We start from the raw sequence: 18,469 nt of genomic DNA on the forward strand, positions 1-18,469 counted from the left end.
AATCCATGAAGATCGAACGCGCCGCCGTGATCGGCGCCGGTGTGATGGGGGCGGGGATCGCCGCCCATTTCGCCAACGCCGGCATCCCGGTCGTCCTGCTGGACATCCCAGCGAAGGAGGGCGACCGCAGCGCCATCGCCAAGGGCGCCGTGGCCAAAATGCTGAAGACGGACCCCGCGCCCTTCATGCATCGCAACAACGCCAAGCTCGTCACCACCGGCAATCTTGAGGACGACCTCAATCTGCTGGCCGACGTCGATTGGATCGTCGAGGCGATCATCGAAAACCCGGCGATCAAGGCCGACCTCTACAAGCGCATCGACCCGGTGCGCAAGGCCGGGTCGGTGGTGTCGTCCAACACCTCGACCATCCCGCTGAACGTTCTGACCGAGGGGCAGAGCGAGCAGTTCAAGGCCGATTTCCTGGTGACGCACTTCTTCAACCCGCCGCGCTACATGCGGCTGTTGGAGATCGTCGGCGGCCCGACCACCCGGCCCGACGCGATGGCGGCCATCGCCGACGTCTGCGACCGACGGCTGGGCAAGGGCGTGGTCCATTGCAAGGACACGCCGGGCTTCATCGCCAACCGCATCGGCGTCTTCTGGATCCAAGCGGCTGTCAACGCCGCCGTCGATCTGGGCCTGACGGTGGAAGAGGCCGACGCGGTCGGCGGTCGTCCGATGGGCGTTCCCAAGACCGGCGTGTTCGGCCTGATGGATCTGGTCGGCCTCGACCTGATGCCGCACATCGCCAAGAGCCTGCTGGCGACGCTGCCCGCTGGCGACGCCTACCGCGACACGGTGCGCGAGCACGCGGTCATCACCAAAATGATCGCCGACGGCTACATCGGCCGCAAGGGCAAGGGCGGTTTCTACCGGATCAACAAGGCCGGTGGCGGCAAGGTCAAGGAATCGATCAACCTGCGCACCGGCGAGTTCGCCCCGTCGGAAAAATCCCGGCTGGAGAGCGTGACGGCGGCGGGCCGCGACCTGCGCAAGCTGTGCGAGCACCCGGACAAGGGCGGCAAATTCGCCCGCCGCGTGTTGGCTCAAACGCTGGCCTACGCCGCCAGTCTGGTGCCGGAAATCGCCGACAGCATCGTCGCGGTGGACGAGGGCATGCGGCTTGGCTACGCCTGGAAGCAGGGGCCGTTCGAGCTGATCGACCGTCTCGGCACCGCCTGGTTCGCCGAACTCTGCAAATCGGAAGGCATTCCGGTTCCGGCCCTGATTGACGCGGCGGCGGGCCGTCCCTTCTACCGGGTGGAAGACGGCAAGCTTCAGCATCTGACCACGGCGGGCGTCTATGACGCCATCGTGCGCCCCGACGGCGTGCTGTTGCTGTCCGACGTCAAGCGGGCGGCGGGCAAGCCGGTGTGGAAAAACGCCTCGGCCAGCCTGTGGGACATTGGCGACAGCGTGCTGTGCGTCGAGTTCACCAGCAAGATGAACGCGGTGGACGGCGACATCATGGCCGCCTACGGCAAGGCCATCAGCCTGATCGGCAAGGGGACCGGCGCCTGGAAGGCCCTGGTCATCCACAATGAGGCGGACAATTTCTCGGTCGGCGCCAATCTGGGCCTCGCCCTCTTCGCGCTGAACATCGGCCTGTGGCCGCAGATCGAGGAGATGGTGGAGGGCGGTCAGCGCACCTACCGCGCCCTGCGCTACGCCCCCTTCCCGGTGGTGGCGGCCCCCAGCGGCATGGCTTTGGGCGGCGGCTGCGAAATTCTGCTGCATTCCGACCATGTCCAGGCGCACGCCGAAACCTATGTCGGTCTGGTCGAGGTCGGCGTCGGCCTGATCCCCGCCTGGGGCGGCTGCACCGAGATGCTGGCCCGTCACGCCAAGAACCCCAAGGCTCCGCGCGGCCCGATGCCCGCCGTCGCCAAGGCGTTCGAGATCATCAGCACCGCGACGGTCGCCAAATCGGCGGCGGAAGCCAAGGAGCTGCTGTATTTCCGGGCGACCGACGGCGTCACCATGAACCGCGACCGCCTGCTGGCCGACGCGAAAGCCAAGGCGCTGGAGCTGGCGGCCAACTACACGCCCCCGGAAAAGGACAGCTTCACGCTGCCCGGCCCGACCGCGCGCGCCGCGCTGGAACTGGCTGTGGAGGGCTTCGCCCTTCAGGGCAAGGTCACGCCGCACGACAAGGTGGTCTGCGCCGCGCTGGCCGAGATCCTGAGCGGCGGCGACGCCGACGCGACCAAGCCGGTTGGCGAGGATCATGTTCTGGGTCTGGAGCACAAGGCGTTCATGGAGTTGGTGCGCACGACCGGAACCATCGACCGGATCGAGCACATGCTCTTGACCGGCAAGCCGCTGCGGAATTAAGGGGGGATTGAACGATGCCGATCTACAAGGCTCCGCTTGAGGACGTGCGTTTCGTCCTCGACGAAATCGTCGGTTTGGACAAGCTGTCGGCCCTGCCGGGCTATGAGGACGCCACCCCCGAACTGGTCGGGCAGGTGCTGGAGGAGGGCGCCAAGCTGTGTGAGGAGGTTCTGTTCCCCCTCAACCAGTCGGGCGACGGCGAGGGCTGCCATTTTGAAAATGGCGTCGTCCGCACCCCGCAGGGCTTCAAAGAGGCCTACACCACCTACATTGAGGCGGGATGGCAGGGTTTGGCCTGCGACCCGGCCTATGGCGGGCAGGGGCTGCCGAAGCTGGTCAACATCATGATGGAGGAGTTCATTTGCTCCGCCAACTTGAGCTTCGGCATGTATCCCGGCCTGTCGCTGGGCGCCTACAACGCGCTGGCGACCTACGGCTCGGACGAGTTGAAGGCGCGCTTCCTGCCGCGTCTGGTCGATGGCACCTGGTCGGGCACCATGTGCCTGACCGAGCCGCACAGCGGCACCGATCTGGGCATCATCCGCACCAAGGCCGTGCCGGACGAGGATGGCTCTTACAAGATCACCGGCACCAAGATTTTCATCTCGGCCGGCGAGCATGATCTGACGGAAAACATCCTGCATCTGGTGCTGGCCCGTCTGCCCGACGCGCCCGCCGGAACGCGCGGCATCAGCCTGTTCCTGGTGCCGAAGTTCATGCCCAAAGAGGATGGGACTCCAGGTCCGCGCAACGGCGTGGCCTGTGGTTCCATCGAGCACAAGATGGGCATCAAGGCGTCTTCGACCTGCGTCATGAATTTCGAGGACGCGACCGGCTGGCTGGTCGGCGAGGCGCACAAGGGCATGCGCGCCATGTTCGTGATGATGAACGCGGCCCGTCTGGCCGTGGGCATCCAGGGTCTGGGGCTGGCCGAGGTCAGCTATCAGAACGCCGTGAACTACGCGCGGGAACGGCTTCAGGGCCGCTCCCTGTCGGGGGTGAAGGCGCCGGAGAAGCCCGCCGATCCGATCATCGTCCACCCGGACGTGCGCCGGAATCTGCTGACCGCCCGCGCCTACACCGAGGGTGGCCGCGCGTTGGGCGCGCTGGTGGCCTATCACCTGGACGTCGCTGAAAAGCACCCCGACGCCCGCGCCCGCCGCGACGCCGACGAGTTTGTCCAGTTGATGACGCCGATCGCCAAGGCGCTGTTCACCGACATCGGCTTTGAGGCTGGCAACATCGCCGTGCAGGTGCATGGCGGTCACGGATTCATCTGGGAAACCGGCGTCGAGCAGTATGTCCGCGACGCCCGCATCTGCCAAATCTACGAAGGCACCAACGGCATCCAGGCGTTGGATCTGGTCGGGCGCAAGCTGCCGCAGGACATGGGCCGTCTGCTGCGCCATTTCTTCCACCCGGTTGGCCGCGACATCGAAGCCGACATGGAGAACGAGGATCTGGCTGAATTCGTCCTGCCGCTGGCCAAGGCCTTCGCCAAGCTCCAGCAGGCCACGGCCCTGATCGCCCAGAAGGGCATGAAGGATCCCGAGGAAGCGGGCGCGGCGGCCACCGACTATCTGCGTCTGTTCGGTCTGGTCGCGCTTGGCTGGATGTGGCTGCGCATGGTCAAGGCGGCGCAAGCCAAGCTGGCCGCTGGCGAGGGCAACGCCGTCTTCTATGAGACCAAGATCAAAACCGCGCGCTTCTACATGGCAAAGTTGTTGCCGCAAATCAACAGCCTGTTCATCACCATCGCCGCCGGGGCGAAGACCCTGATGGAGATGGACGAAGCCGCCTTCTAACAACCCGCGTCGTCTTCCTCCGCGACGTTGGGCACTGAATGGGCTGGGCGCGATGCTGGTTGGCATCGCCCCAGCCCTTTTTCTATCTTGGCGCAAGACGAGGATGACGGATCATTCTTGCAGCGCAACAATTGGGAGGTCAGTTGGGCGTTGGATCAACGTTTGGCACGTTGTGGCGCTGCGGCGGGCGGCTTGGGTGATAAAAGTTAATTTCCGGTTGTCGAAAATTGCTCACGCGTGTTACATCTCGTTTCGCATTACGTTTGGCTGGGGTTTGCTATATCCTTTGGATTTTATGGATATGCGGCTCAAACGAGACCATCGTCTTCTTCGGTCGCGGGCCTGGTTTTGCAATGCGTCTGGCGAGTGCGGGGAGTTTGATCGATGAAGATCCTGATCGGTGACGATCATGTGCTTTTCCGGGAAGGACTGCGCCGCTTGCTGGAGCAGCTCAAGGATGGGGCTACCTTCGGGGAGGCCAACAACTTTGACGAGATTTTGGCCATGGCGGGCGCCGGGGAACCTTACGACCTCGTGCTGACCGATCTCCGGATGCCGGGCTGGCCGGGATTCAGCGGCATCAGCGCGTTGCAGGCCAAGCAGCCCAACGCCAAAATCGTCGTTGTGTCGGCGTCGGAGGCGCACAACGACGTGCGCGACGCGCTGGAAAACGGCGCAGCGGGCTATATTCCCAAATCTTCCAGCGTCAAGATCATGCTGAGCGCGCTGGATCTGATCTTTTCCGGCGGCGTCTATGTTCCGGCGACCGTTCTGCGGGATTCGGGCGAGGCTGAGCCGCGCGGAGCCGTTCTGCCCGCCGATCCTCAGCTTGAGCAGTTGCTGACCCACCGCCAGCGCGAGGTTCTCGACCGGCTGCGCGAGGGCAAGTCCAACAAGCAGATCGCCCATGAACTCGGCCTGTCCGAAGGGACGGTCAAGATTCACATGACGGCGATCTTCAAATCGCTGGGCGTGCGCAACCGCACCCAGGCGGCGATGGCCTTTCCGCAGTCGCACAACACTTAGAGCAGATCGCGTTAAATCGGAATCGATTTGACGCGTGAATCTGCTCGATAAATCAAAGCTTAGAGCGCCGTGTCGTTTCATATTTTGGGCACGGCGCTCTAATCGGTGGCGACGACGCCCGTCAGCTGAGGCTGGACACGAATCCGCGCAGGGATTCAACCTCCAGCTCGGCGTCGTCGATTCGCGCCTTGACCACGTCGCCGATGCTGATGACGCCGACGAGTCGGCCATTGTCCAGAATTGGGACATGGCGGATGCGGCGTTCGGTCATCACGGCCATCATCGTCGCCACGGTGTCGGTGGGCGCGCCCGTGACCAGATCGCGCGTCATCAAATCGGCGGCGGATCGGGACAGGGCGGCGGCCCCATCTTGGGCCACGGCGCGCACGATGTCCCGCTCAGACAGGATGCCCGCGAGAATTCCAGAATCGTCAATCACCAGCGTGGCGCCGATTCGGTGTTCGGCGAGATGCTTGGCGACGTCCCCAAGACTGTCAGTCGGGGCGACGGATCGGATCTGATGGCCCTTGCGGGTCAAGATGGCGGCGACGTGCATGGTGTGCGGCCTCCTTCCAAGTTCCTTCACAGAAAGTTGGTTGGCGGCGCAAACAATTCAAGCACTCTGGCCAAAAGGAAAGGCCGACCACCCCATAAGGGGTAGTCGGCCCAACCTGTCCGTTCGGAACCGATCCCGTGGGGGATGGCTTAGAAGCGGTAGCCGACGCCGACGCCGACCAACCACGGGTCCAGCGTGACCTTCGACGTGACCGGCAGCGCGCCGTTGACGGTGGCGGTGACGTCGGTCTTCAAGAAGATCTTCTTGACGTCGAGGTTCAGCGACCACGCGCCCGTCAGGGCGACGTCAACACCGGCCTGGAGAGCGAAACCGAAGTTGTTCTTGTAGTTGGTGTTCGTGATGCGCAGACCCGCCGGGTTGGCGGTGTTGGCGGCGTCTTCGTTGTAGAACAGGGTGTAGTTCAGACCGGCGCCGACGTAGGGGCTGATGCGCTCCTTCGGCAGGAAGTGGTACTGCACCGTCAGGGTCGGCGGCAGCAGCGAGACCTTGCCGATTTCGATGCTGTTGCCCAGGCCGTTCAGGTTGCCCCGGACCTTGTGGCGGCTGGTGCCGGCGATCAGCTCAGCGGCGATGTTGTCGGTGAAGAAGTACGTGAAATCGACTTCCGGGATGTAGTCGTTGCCAACCTTGGCGGTGCCGATGTCGCCCAGGGCAGTGTTGTTCAGCGTGCCCTTTTCCTGCGGCAGAACCGCGACGCCACGCGCGCGGATGACGATGTCGCCAGCCGACTTCACCTTGAAATCCTGAGCGAGCGACGGGGAGGAGATGGCGACAAGGGCCGAGGTCGCCAGCAGGGCGGCGGCGGCGCGCGACAGGATGCTCATGGGGTCTGCTCCAGGCAAAATGCGTTGTTTCTGATTTGTGGCATCAGCCAGGGCAGGTATTACCAGACTCCCCCTAGGGCTACTAGGGGGGTGCAACCGATCGAAGCCTTGTTGCAGCAGCTCTGCAACAGTGACGAGTTGTCGCATAGACACGAAAAACAAAGGGTTATTTTGCGGTGTGCGGGCGTATGACCGTTCGTGAGCGTCTGAAACCGGATTTTTGTAGCGCGGCGCGCGGGCGGCGAAACGAAAAAATCACTCCATCGAACCGCCCGAAAACGCCTTTTCTTCAGCGCAAACGGGCCGGGGACAGGTCCATCAGGCCGACTCCCAACGCCTGGACGTCGGCGGGCAGATCGCCGCCGGTGGCCAGAGCCGCCGCTGTGCGGCCCATGGCGGGGGCGGTCTGGATGCCGTAACCGCCCTGACCGGCCAACCAGAAGAAGCCTTCAGCCTCAGCGTCGAAGCCGACCACCGGCACCCGGTCGGCGACGAAGCTGCGCAGCCCGGCCCAACTGTGCGCCAACCGCCGCACGGTGAAACGGCAGGCCGTTTCCAACCGATCCACCGTTTCGGCGATGTCGAGTTCCTCGGGCTGCACGTCGCAGGGGGGAACCGGGGTTTCGTCGGCGGGGGAGGCCAACAGCCGCCCGGCGTCGGGCTTGACGTAAAAGCTGTCGGCGACGTCGATCACCATCGGCCAGGAATCCAAGCCCTGCTTGTCGACGGGATCGGTGAAGACAGGATCAAAGGTGATCGCGGTGCGCCGTTTGGGAACCAGCCCGATGGGACGGACGCCCGCCAGTTCGGCCAGCGCGTCGGCCCAGGCGCCCGCCGCGTTGACGACGACCGGGGCGGCGACGCTGCCCGCCGGACTTTCCGCCACCCACAATCCGTCGCGGCGGCTCAAGGCCGTCACCTCGGCGTCGGTGACAACGCGCCCGCCGCGCGCCTTCAGGCCACGCAAATAGCCGTGGTGCAGGGCGTGAACGTCGATGTCGCAAGCGTCCGGCTCCCACACCGCGCCCAGCGGGTAGTCGGGGCGCAGGAAGGGCGCGCGGGCCAGGGTCTGCTCGCGGTCCAGCCGCTCGACCGAAGGCGTCAGGCGGCGGCCATCGGTAAATTCCTGTTCCAGCAGGTCGCTTTGATCGGGGCGGGCGACCAGCAGGACGCCGCGCGGCGTCAGCAGCGGGTGATCGGTGAAACCATCGGGCGGTTCGGTGTAAAAGCCCCAGCTCGCCACGGTCAGGGCGCGCACGGTGGCGTGGCCGTAGGTCTGGGTGTAGAGCGCGGCGGAGCGTCCGGTGGAATGATAGCCCGGCTGCGATTCACGCTCCAACAGCAGCACGCGGCCATGAGCCGCCAATTCATAAGCCGCCGAGGCGCCCGCCATGCCCGCGCCGATCACCAAAAAATCAACCCGCTCCAACGCCGCTCACTCCCAATGGGTTGAAATCTGCCGTGCCGCCGCGATCCGATGTTCGGCCAGATGGTCCGGCGCGCCCACCATTTCAAGAATAAGCTTCTGCCGCAAGGCTTCGATGAAACTGCCGCGATCCATCGCCGATTTCACGAAGGCCCCAGGGCCGCCGATCACGTTTTCCTCGAAATACTCCTCCAGCCAGGAAAACTCATCGAGGATGGCCAGACCATTGACGGTGACGCCGCGCGCGGCGGCGCGGTCACGCGCCACTTGCGGCTCCAGCCCGCTGTTGGAAAAACCGTTGGACACAAGGTCGATCACCTTGCGCGGCGGCGCGGCGTTCTTGACCGGCTTTTGCTCGAACAGAACCAGCGCGTCGTTGATCGCCCCGCCGATGGCGGTGGAATCGCCCTGGAAACCGCGCGGCGTGGCGTCGATGCGGTCGGCGAAGCGGGCGGCGTCTTCTACGCTCGTCACCAGCGTCCAGGGGATCAGGGTTTTCAGGGTGCGCGGGCCGGAATAGACGGTCAGCGTCACCAGCGCGCCGCCCGCCGCCAGCGCGTCGGCCACCGACGGATCGCGGAAGGCGGCGGCGTGGCCCTGCAACTGGAATTCCAGATCGCCCTGCGTGATCGACGCCGACCCGTCGAGCGCCAGCAGCAACGCGACCGCCGCCGTCGGGCTGGATGGTTTGGCTGTGGACGCGGCGACGGCGCCGCCGCCCAGACCGATCAACAGACCCAGCACAAAGACGACGCGCGCAACGCCCATGACAGCACCCCGAACGGAACCGATGAGGACCGGATCAGGCGTGGGCGAGCGCGTGGCGCGCGACCTTGACCATCACCGACGGCAGAGCCTGGTCGCTCAAACGGTCGATGGGAACCCACAGCCCCTCGGCCTCGCGCCAGCCGTCACCCGCTTGCGCGGTGACAATGGCAAGTTCCAGGTGAAAATGGCTGAAAGTATGGCGGACCAAACCGGGCAGGGCGCGCCAGGAGAGGGCGAGCGGCTGATGGACCGCCAGCGCCGCGCCGTCCGGGGCCTCGGCCTGCCAAGCGGTCGATGGAATTTCGGTCATGCCGCCCAGCAGCCCGCTTTCGACCCGGCGGCGCAGCAGGACCGCGCCGTCGGGGTTCAGCAGCCAATAGGCGGTTCCGCGCCGCGTCGGCTTTTCCGTTTTGGCGACCTTGCGCGGCAGGGTTTCGGCGATTCCGGCGGCGCGGGCCTCGCAGAACTCGGTCCAGGGGCAGAGCATGCATTTCGGCTTGCGCGGGGTGCAGACGGTCGCGCCCAAATCCATCATCGCCTGCGCGTAATCACCGGGTCGTTCGTCCGGCGTCAGCGTCGCCGCCAGTTTGCGCAGGGTCGGCTTGACGTTGGGCAGCGGGTCGGCGACGGCGAAGACGCGGGCGATCACCCGCTCGACATTGCCGTCCACCACCGTCGCCTTGCGGGCGAAGGCGATGGCGGTGATGGCGGCGGCGGTGTAGGCGCCGATGCCGGGAAGCTCCAACAGCGCCGCCTCGTCGCCCGGAAAGCGCCCGTCATGCAGGCTGACCACCGCTTGCGCGCATTTGTGCAGGTTGCGGGCGCGGGCGTAATAGCCAAGCCCGGCCCAGGCGACCAGCAGATCGTCCAGCGGCGCTTCGGCCAGCGCGCGCACCGTCGGCCAGCGTTCGGTGAAGTTGCGGAAATAGGGCGCGGCGGCGGGAACCGTCGTCTGTTGCAGCATGATTTCTGACAGCCACACCCGATAGGGATCGACCGCCTCCCCCGGTTTGGCCCGCCAAGGCAGGTCGCGGCGGTTGCGGTCGTACCAGGACAGGAGCCGCGCGGCGGCTTTTGCGGAATCGTCGATCATGGACGGATGAAATAGAGGCTTTCCGACGTCAGGAGAAGGGGGCGCCGCCTGCGTCAGCCGATGCTGGGCAGCGTCGATCCCTTGCGCTACGGTGCGGCGGCGCCACATGAGACGCGGCGAGATTGAGGATAAGGAGTTTGGGCGCAGCATGAACGGACCACGACGCATCGGCCAAACCGTGCCGGAGGTGGCGGGCAAGGTGCTTGGCAAGCGCGGTCTGGCCTTTGGCGCGCTCATCACCGATTGGCCCGCCATCGTCGGCCAACAATTGTCACAGCGCACCGCCCCCGACAAACTCAGCTTCCCGCGCGGCAAGCGCGAGGAGGCGACGCTCCACATCCGCGCCATGGGCGCCATCGCCTTGGAGCTTCAGCATCTGGAACCGCAGATCATCGAGCGGATCAACAGCTTCTTCGGCTATCACGCGGTGGCGCGGATCAAGCTCATTCACGCGGGCCTGCCCGCCGCGCCCTCGCCGATGCTGCGCCCACGCGCGCTGACGACGGACGAGGAAGCCTCCGTCGCCACCACCATCGCGGCGGTGGAGGACGAGGAGCTGCGCGCGACGTTGGAACGCTTTGGCCGGTCGCTGCTGGCGCGGCCCAAGCGGGCCGGGCGCTGAGGCTGGACGGGGCCGACTTTCTTTGGCTATACCATCAACATCTGGTAGGGATGAGGGCATCGTGAACCGCAAAATTTTGGGACTCGCCGGGCTGCTCGCTGTCGGCCTGACCGCTGGATTGACCGTCGCCATGACGTCGGCCCCCGCCGCCGCGCAGACGGCGACGCCGTTGCCCGCCGTTTCGGACCTGCTGGCCGAACGCGTGCTGGGCGACCCGAAGGCGCCGGTCACGATCTATGATTATTCGTCGATGACCTGCCCGCACTGCGCCGATTTCCACGCGAACGTGCTGCCGAAGATCAAGGAAGCCTACATCGACACCGGCAAGGTCAAACTGGTGTTCCGCGACTTCCCCTTTGACCAAGCGGCCCTGCGCGCCAGCATGCTGGCCCATTGCGCGCCGGTGGAGCGCTATTTCCCGCTGACCGACGTTCTGTTCAAAAGCCAAGCCCAGTGGTCGCGCGCCAGCGATCCGGCCAAGGCGCTGGCCCAATATGGCAAGCTGGCCGGGATGAGCCAGGAGATCATCGACGCCTGTTTCGCCAGCCAGCCGCTGGCCGACGGCATCCTGAACAGCCGCATGGTCGGCCAAAACCAGTACAAGGTCGAAGCCACCCCCACCTTCATCCTGAACGACGGCAAGGATCGGGTTGAGGGCGCGCAGCCGTTCGAGGTCTTCGCCAAGGCCATCGACAAGCTGCTGAAGTAAAGAAAAGGTCGTTTTCCGGTGCAGTTCACGCGTCTCCGCCTCTCCGGCTTCAAGTCTTTCGTTGATTCAACCGAATTGGTCATCGAACCGGGCATGACCGGCATCGTCGGTCCCAACGGGTGCGGCAAGTCGAATTTGGTGGAGGCGCTGCGCTGGGTCATGGGGGAAACCTCGGCCAAGCGGATGCGCGGCGACGACATGGACGACGTCATTTTCGGCGGCACGTCCAACCGGGCGGCGCGCAATCTGGGCGAGGTGGCGTTGGCCATCGACAACCGGACGCGCACCGCCCCCGCCGGTTTCAACGAGCATGACGAGCTGGAGGTCACGCGGCGGATCGAACGCGGCTCCGGCTCCGACTACCGCATCAACGGCAAGCTGGTGCGGGCGCGCGACGTTCAGTTGCTGTTCGCCGACAACGCGTCGGGGGCGAACTCCCCGGCGCTGGTCAGCCAGGGCAAGGTCGCGCAGATCATTTCCGCCAAGCCGCAGGACCGCCGCATGTTGCTGGAGGAGGCCGCCGGAATCACCGGCCTGCACTCCCGTCGGCACGAGGCGGAATTGCGGTTGCGAGCGGCGGAAACCAATTTGACCCGCCTCGACGACGTCATCGGGGCGATGGACACGCAACTGCAAAGCCTGAAAAAACAGGCGCGGCAAGCCGCCCGTTACCGCGCGCTGTCCGAACACATCCGCAAGGCCGAAGCGGTGCTGTGGCATCTGCGCTGGTTGGCCTGCCAAGCCGATCTGGAGCGCGCCCACGCCGCCTTCGCCAACTCGGAAGAGGCGGTGCGGGCGCTGATGCTGACGGTGACGCAGGCGACCAGCCGCCGGGCCGACGCGGCGGCGGGCCTGCCGGAGAAGCGGCAGGCGGAGGCGCAGGCCGCCGCCGCCCTGCAACGGCTGGTCATCGCCCGCGAACAGCTCGACGCCGACGAACAGCGGGTCGCCGAACAGCAGCGCGGCTTGCAGGCGCGGTTGCGGCAGATCGCCGGGGATCTGGGCCGGGAAGAGGCACTGGCGGCGGACGCGGGCGAGGCGTTGGCCCGGCTGGAGGCCGAACGCGACCGGCTGATCGCCGCCCAGACCGACGAAGAGATGCTGGAAGAGGCGGCGCGCGACGCCGTGGTCGAGGCGCGCGAGGCGGTCGAGGATCTGGACCGGGCGTTGACCCGGCTGACCGAAGCCGTCGCCGCCGACGAGGCCCGCCGCACCGCCACCCAACGGCAGGCGAGCGAGCTGGAAACCCGCGCCGCCGGTCTGGCCAAGCGGCTCGCCGACCAACAGGCGCAACGCGCGACGCTGGAGGCCAACATCGCCGCCCGCGCCGATCTGGCCGACGCCGAATTGGCGGTCGAACTGGCCGAACAAAGGTTGGACGAGGCGCGCGAGGCGGCGGAACGGGCGGAACGGGCGAAGTCCGACGCCGAACCCGCTCAATCCCGCGCGCGCGAGGCGCTGTCCGTCGCCGAATCCGCCCGCGCGACGCTGCGCGCCGAAGAACGCGCCCTGAACGAGCTGTTGACCGCCGGGGTCAGCGAAGAGTTTCCCCCGCTGGTGGACGCGGTGACGGTGGCCCCTGGCTATGAAGGCGCGTTGGCCGCCGCGCTGGGCGACGCGCTGACCGCGCCGCTGGACGAAGCCTCCCCGGTGCATTGGCGGCGCTTTCCGCCCTTTCAGGCGTTGCAGCCCTTTCCGGTGGGGGTTGAGCCGCTGACCGGCTGGGTCTCCGGCCCGCCCGCCGCTGGGCGGGCGCTGGCGCACATCGGCGTGGTGGAGGACGCGGCGACCGGCGCGGCCTTGGCCCCGGCGCTGGCGCCCGGTCAAATCCTGGTCAGCCGCGACGGCGGGGCGTGGCGTTGGGACGGCTTCACCGTGCAGGCGGGCGCGCCAACCGCCGCCGCCGTGCGTCTGAAGCAGCGCAACCGGCTGGCCGAACTGCGCGACGGGCTGGAACTGGCCGAGGAGCGGGTGGAGGTGGCGCGCGAGGCGCTGGACGCCGCCAAACGCGCGGTGGAAGACGCGGCGCAGGCCGACCGCCGCGCCCGCGACGCCGTGCGGGAGGGCTTCACCGCCCTGAACGGCGCGCGCGACCGGCACGCCAAGCTGGCGCGCGAGGCCGACGCGGCGGCGTCCCGTCTGGCCTCTCTGGTCGAGGTCATCGAACGGCTGGCGGTGGACGAGCGCGAGGCCACCGCGCAGCGGGACGAGGCTTTGGCCCTGTTGGACGCGCTGCCCGACCCACGCGAGGGGCGCGAACGGGTCAACGAACAGCGCGCCGCGCTGGCCGAACGCCGGGCGCTGTTGAACGAAAAGCAAAGCGGGTTGGATCGTCTGACGCGCGAGGCCCAGACTCGCCGCCAAAGGCTGGCCGCCATCCAGGCGGAAACCGCGTCTTGGGACACCCGTTCCACCGGGGCGGATGGCCGGGTGGCGGAGTTGCGCGCGCGGGCCGACGCGGCGGAGGCCGACATCGCCCAACTGGCCGACCGTCCCGCCGCCATCGCCCTGGAACGGCAAGAATTGCAGGATCGCACGTTCGAGGCCGACAAAGCCCGCAAACGCGCCGCCGAGGCGCTGGCCGAGGCCGAAGGGCGCTTGACCGAGATCGAAACCGCGCTCCGTCAGGCCGAATCCGGACTGGCCGACGCCCGCGAGACCCGCGCGCGCGCCGAAGCGGCGGTGGCGGGGGCGATGCAGCACCAGCAAACCCTGACGGAGCGGATCGCCGAACGGCTGGATTGCGCGCCAGAGGACACCCGCGCGGCGGCGGAGCTAGGCCCCGACGACGCGCTGCCCGACGCCGGGGCCATCGAGGCGCGGCTCGAAAAGCTGACGCGCGAACGCGACGGCATGGGGCCGGTCAATCTGCGGGCCGAGATCGAGGCGACGGAGCTTGAGGCGCAGATCACCGGCCTGCACACCGAACGCGCTGATCTGACCGCCGCCATCGCCCGGCTGCGTCAGGGCATCGCCAGCCTGAACCGCGAGGCGCGCGAACGGCTGATCGCCAGTTTCGACACGGTGAACCGCAATTTCCAGGATCTGTTCATTCGCCTGTTCGGCGGCGGCAAGGCGCATCTGGAGCTGGTCAACGCCGAGGATCCGTTGAGCGCCGGTCTGGAAATTTACGCCAGCCCGCCGGGCAAAAAGCTGCAAGTCCTGTCGCTGCTGTCGGGCGGCGAGCAGGCCTTGACCGCGCTGTCCCTGCTGTTCGCCGTCTTCCGCTCCAACCCCGCGCCGATCTGCGTGCTGGACGAGGTGGACGCGCCGCTCGACGAATCGAACGTCGGGCGTTTCTGCGATCTGGTCGAGGACATCGCCCGCCAGGGCGACACCCGTTTCCTCATCATCACCCACCACCGCCTGACCATGGCGCGGGTGGACCGGCTGTTCGGTGTCACCATGGCCGAACGCGGCGTGTCGCAACTGGTCAGCGTCGATCTGCGCGCGGCGGAGGAGTTGCGCGGGGTGGCGTGAGGCGCAGGCGGCTGGCGACCGCCGCCGTTCGTCGCTACAGTCGAACGGCTTATGGCGCAATCGGAGCTTTCCCCCAATGTCTCTTCAACCCGCGATCATTCAATGGGGGATTTCCAGCTACAGCGGCTGGGGGGTGAACGGCCTTCACATCGCGATCAACTGGGTTCGCGACGGCCTTTTCGCCCCGGTGTGTTCGATGCCCATCCGAACCGAAGAGCTTGCGCTGTCCCCCCTGGAATGGCGGCGGATGAGTGGCTTTCTGCGCGATTCGTCGGCGCTGTGCGAACAGCTCGCCCCCCATCCCGAGCAGGAGGTGAGCGTGTCCGTGCCCGTTCTGCGCGGCCTTGGAAACAACCTCGTCGGAAGCCGATCCATTGGGCGCGCGATTGTCAGCGGCGCGCCGACCATCGGCGTCTGTTATCTTGAGGACACCAATCTCGGGGACGAGGCGCGTGAACGGGCCAAGGCCTATGAAGACATCCTGGCCGGATCGACCTTCGTTCAGCAGGTTCTTCAAGGGGCGGGCATCGCCTGCGCGCGCGCCGTTCTTCAAGGCGTCGATCCCACCCACTTCCATCCGGCGCCCCGTTCCGGATGGTTTCGTGACCGTTTTGTCGTGTTTTCCGGTGGAAAGCCGGAATATCGCAAGGGCCAGGATCTTGTCCTTTTGGCGTTTCGCGCCTTCGCCCAACGACATCCAGAAGCGCTGTTGCTGACCTCGTGGCACAGCCCTTGGCCTGATTCCGCCCGTTCGCTCAGCACGAACCCGCAGATTGCGGCGGCGTCCTTTTTGGAGGATGGCCGTTTCGACGTTGTGACCTGGGCCACGAACAACGGCGTCGCCGCCGATCAAATCGTCGATCTCGGCCATGTTCCCAACGCCGACATGGCCCGCATTCTGCGGGAGGCGGATGTCGGGCTGTTCCCCAATCGGGGGGAGGGCGGCACCAACCTCGTCGCGATGGAATGCATGGCCTGCGGCGTGCCGACGATCCTGTCGGCCAACACCGGACATCTTGACCTGATTGGCGACGGCAATTGCCGCCCGCTGACCCGTCAAAATCCAGTGTCCGCCGATTTTGGCGCGCAAGGGTGGGGCGAGAGCGACGTTGAGGAAATCTTAGAAGCGCTCGAAGAGGTTTGGCGTGATCGCGACGCCGCCCAGCGTGTTGGCTTGCATGGCGCCGCGTTCATGGAAAACCTCACCTGGCGGCGCTACGCCCAGGAAATTGGCGAGGTGGTTCGGCAGGCGCGCTGACGCGGGCGCGGCACCATCCCCATCGGCCCTCACGTCATCGGGTCAGCCGCCCCGCTTCCACATCTTATCCCCCGCGCTTCCACATCTTACCCTCCGCGTTTCCACACGGTGGTTTCGATGAAACGGCTGGCCAGAAAGCGGTAGGTCGCCTTTTGCAGATGCTCCAACCGGGGGGAGCGCTCCATCATCACCGAATCCCAGCCCTTCAGCAGGTCTTCCCATTCCAGCAGCTTGGTGCGCAGATCGTCGCGGATCTTGCGGATGAACTGAATCGTGGCGTGAATGTCCTTCAAAGCGCCGACGATTTCGCCGGTCTGCGCGTCGGCCTGATCGAAGATCATGTCATATTCACGCAGGGGCTTCTTGATGAGGCCCTGCATCCGGTTGATCTCGCTGCAAAAAACGCGGTCGGTGCGGTACACGGTGATGAGCGTGGCGAAGTTGGTTTCCATCTTGCGGATGTGTTTGAAGCGGTCGCGCAGCGCCTCAATGTAGGACAGCTCTTGGGCGAGATCGTCCAAGCGGTCGGTCAAATATTGCTCGGAGTCGGCCATGTTCAGCTTCAGCTTTACAGCGAGCTTTTGCAGGGCCAGCTTCAGGCGCGCCTGGGTTCCCGGATCCTCCACCAACTGATCGAGCTGGTAGGCGTCCGACACGATCATTTCGGCGCCGGTCATCGACGACACCACCTGCATCGTCAAGCGTCCCTTGGCGACGCGGCGGTGCCGGTCGTCAACCGACCAGGACGCCCGGCCATCCAGCAACTCTCCGGGGATCTGTTCCCCTGGTCGGATTTGTTTGACGTAGGCCAAACCCTGCTCGACGATCTCCAGCAACCGTTCGTCGTGGCTTCCCTGCTCGATTTGAAAGGATTCCAGAAGGGTGGGGAAGGCCAACGCCGCTTTCAGATCGCCCAACAGGATGTTGAGGACGGGATCCTTGCTGGTCGGATCGGCGCAGAAGAAGGCGCCGGGCAAACTGAACACCTTGTGCTGAAAATCGAAATGGGTGTCCCGCATCGGCTCCGTTTGGGAATCCCCCGCAGAGCCGTTGTCAGACGAAGTGGTCGCCGTTCCGCTTTTGGCGGACGGATCGGCGGCGGATTTCGCATCGGTGTTCGAGCTGTCGGTCATCGTCCCTTGGGGGCGCTGGAGTGAAATTCCATCAAATTTAGCACAATCAGCGGCATGAGGTTGCAACCTTGTTGTTGTCCCCAGCGATGACCAGTCGGCAGCTTACAGCAGGTCGCGCAGGCGAAACCAGAGCATAGCGAGCACCAACGCTGGCGTGCGCAGCCGTCTCCCGCCGGGGAAGGCGCGATGGGGAATGCGGGTGAAGACGTCGAAGCGTTCGGCGGTTCCCCGGATCGCCTCGGCCATCACCCGCCCGGCCATGCCCGCCAGCGCGACGCCATGGCCGGAATAGCCGTGCGCGAACAAGGTCGTCGGCGACAGCCGCCCCAACTGTGGCATCCGGTTCATGGTGATGGCGACATGGCCACCCCAGAAATGTTCGACGGCGACGTCGCTCAATTGCGGGAAGACGGCCAGCATTTTGGCCCGCATGGCCAGCTTCAATCCTGGCAAATCAATGCCGGAATAGCTGACGCCGCCACCAAACAGCAGCCGATGATCGGACGAACGGCGGAAGTAATTCAGCGAGAAATTCAGGTCCGACACCGCGATGTTGGTGGGCAGCAACTGCGTGGCGCGCGCCTCGCCCACCGACTCGGTGGCGATCATGTAGGTGGCGACCGGCATGATGGTCGGGGCCAATCCAGGAACCAGCCCGCCGAGATAGGCGTTGCCCGCGATCACCACGTGTTTGGCCCTCACCCGGCCATGCTCGGTCTGCGCCCAGGGTTCGGACCCGGTGTCCAGCGCGGTGACGCGGCTGTTTTCAAAGATGCGGACGCCAGCGGCGGCGGCGGCGCGGGCCAACCCCAGCGCGAAGTTCAGCGGGTGCAAATGCCCGCTGCCCTCGTCCAGCAGGCCGCCGATGTAAGAATCGCTGCCGATGCGCGCCCGAATGCCGTCCCGGTCCAGGCGGCGCGCCCGGTCATAGCCGTAGCCGTCGCGCAATTCGCGCTCCATCTCGGCCACGTCCTTCATGTGGCGGGACTTCAAGGCGGCGTAGGCGAAGCCCCAGGTCAGATCGCAGGCCATGGCGTGGCGCTCCACCCGCTCGGCAAGCTGGGTTTTGGCTTCCTCACCGAAATCCCACAGGCGGCGGGCGTCCTCCCGCCCGACCCAGCGCTCGATCACGCTCATCGGCTTGTTGTAGCCGGTGATGATCTGCCCGCCGTTGCGGCCCGACGCGCCCCAGCCGCAAGCCTGCGCCTCCAGCACCACCACGTCATAGCCGCGCTCGGCAAGCTCCAGCGCGGTGGTCAGGCCGGTGTAGCCGCCGCCAATCACGCAGACGTCGCAGCGCAATTCCCCGGCCAAGGCGGGGTGAGTGGGGTGGGCGGCGGCGCTGGCCGCGTACCAACTGTTCAGATAAGAGGCTTTCGGCATCCGGCCAGTTAGGCGTCCCGCCGCAAGCG

The 18,469-nt window shown here is 66.1% G+C and carries 14 protein-coding genes; 7 read left to right on the forward strand and 7 right to left on the reverse strand.

Annotated features, from left to right (window positions below):
- Positions 1–5 precede the first annotated feature (5 nt).
- The 3 genes from D3877_RS26215 to D3877_RS26225 all read left to right on the forward strand — a co-directional run bounded on the left by D3877_RS26215 (position 6) and on the right by D3877_RS26225 (position 5,167).
- Entirely contained in the window at positions 6–2,336 is a 2,331-nt protein-coding gene (locus D3877_RS26215; protein WP_119833753.1) for a 3-hydroxyacyl-CoA dehydrogenase/enoyl-CoA hydratase family protein, read from the forward strand.
- A 14-nt stretch (positions 2,337–2,350) separates the two neighbouring features.
- Positions 2,351–4,141 (forward strand): acyl-CoA dehydrogenase C-terminal domain-containing protein, encoded by a 1,791-nt coding sequence (locus D3877_RS26220; RefSeq protein WP_119833754.1) that lies wholly within the window; start codon positions 2,351–2,353, stop codon positions 4,139–4,141.
- 384 nt (positions 4,142–4,525) lie between these two features.
- A complete protein-coding gene (locus D3877_RS26225; RefSeq protein WP_119833755.1) occupies positions 4,526–5,167 on the forward strand; it encodes a response regulator in 642 nt (213 codons plus the stop codon).
- A gap of 121 nt (positions 5,168–5,288) precedes the next feature.
- Here the strand turns inward: D3877_RS26225 and D3877_RS26230 are convergent, their stop codons facing one another.
- From D3877_RS26230 to mutY, 5 genes are all read right to left on the reverse strand, one after another.
- Entirely contained in the window at positions 5,289–5,723 is a 435-nt protein-coding gene (locus D3877_RS26230) for a CBS domain-containing protein (protein ID WP_119833756.1), read from the reverse strand.
- 149 nt (positions 5,724–5,872) lie between these two features.
- On the reverse strand, positions 5,873–6,568 hold the full coding sequence (locus tag D3877_RS26235; protein WP_199720996.1) for an OmpW/AlkL family protein: 696 nt from the start codon (positions 6,566–6,568) through the stop codon (positions 5,873–5,875).
- A 289-nt stretch (positions 6,569–6,857) separates the two neighbouring features.
- A complete protein-coding gene (locus D3877_RS26240; protein WP_119833757.1) occupies positions 6,858–7,997 on the reverse strand; it encodes an NAD(P)/FAD-dependent oxidoreductase in 1,140 nt (379 codons plus the stop codon).
- A 6-nt stretch (positions 7,998–8,003) separates the two neighbouring features.
- Entirely contained in the window at positions 8,004–8,762 is a 759-nt protein-coding gene (locus D3877_RS26245) for a DUF1194 domain-containing protein (protein ID WP_119833758.1), read from the reverse strand.
- A gap of 34 nt (positions 8,763–8,796) precedes the next feature.
- The gene (gene mutY, locus D3877_RS26250; RefSeq protein WP_119833759.1) at positions 8,797–9,855 is read right to left on the reverse strand and encodes an A/G-specific adenine glycosylase; all 1,059 of its coding nucleotides are present in this window, start codon (positions 9,853–9,855) and stop codon (positions 8,797–8,799) included.
- A 148-nt stretch (positions 9,856–10,003) separates the two neighbouring features.
- On the opposite strand from mutY, the gene D3877_RS26255 reads away from it, so the two are divergent.
- From D3877_RS26255 to D3877_RS26270, 4 genes are all read left to right on the forward strand, one after another.
- On the forward strand, positions 10,004–10,477 hold the full coding sequence (locus tag D3877_RS26255) for a DUF721 domain-containing protein (protein ID WP_119833760.1): 474 nt from the start codon (positions 10,004–10,006) through the stop codon (positions 10,475–10,477).
- 61 nt (positions 10,478–10,538) lie between these two features.
- Positions 10,539–11,186 (forward strand): DsbA family protein, encoded by a 648-nt coding sequence (locus D3877_RS26260; RefSeq protein ID WP_238475097.1) that lies wholly within the window; start codon positions 10,539–10,541, stop codon positions 11,184–11,186.
- Positions 11,187–11,204: 18 nt separating this feature from the next.
- Positions 11,205–14,666, forward strand: coding sequence for a chromosome segregation SMC family protein (locus tag D3877_RS26265; protein ID WP_119833761.1), 3,462 nt, complete (start codon positions 11,205–11,207; stop codon positions 14,664–14,666).
- A 76-nt stretch (positions 14,667–14,742) separates the two neighbouring features.
- Positions 14,743–15,924: a glycosyltransferase family 4 protein gene (locus D3877_RS26270; RefSeq protein ID WP_119833762.1), complete on the forward strand. Its 1,182-nt coding sequence runs from the start codon at positions 14,743–14,745 to the stop codon at positions 15,922–15,924.
- Positions 15,925–16,010: 86 nt separating this feature from the next.
- Here the strand turns inward: D3877_RS26270 and D3877_RS26275 are convergent, their stop codons facing one another.
- Both D3877_RS26275 and D3877_RS26280 read right to left on the reverse strand, forming a co-directional pair.
- Entirely contained in the window at positions 16,011–17,057 is a 1,047-nt protein-coding gene (locus D3877_RS26275) for a hypothetical protein (protein ID WP_119833763.1), read from the reverse strand.
- A 102-nt stretch (positions 17,058–17,159) separates the two neighbouring features.
- Positions 17,160–18,440, reverse strand: a complete 1,281-nt coding sequence (locus D3877_RS26280) for an NAD(P)/FAD-dependent oxidoreductase (RefSeq protein WP_119833764.1) — start codon at positions 18,438–18,440, stop codon at positions 17,160–17,162.
- Between the last annotated feature and the right edge of the window lie 29 nt (positions 18,441–18,469).

Origin of the sequence: Azospirillum cavernae (genome assembly GCF_003590795.1) — a bacterium.
Taxonomy (GTDB): Bacteria; Pseudomonadota; Alphaproteobacteria; order Azospirillales; family Azospirillaceae; genus Azospirillum; species Azospirillum cavernae.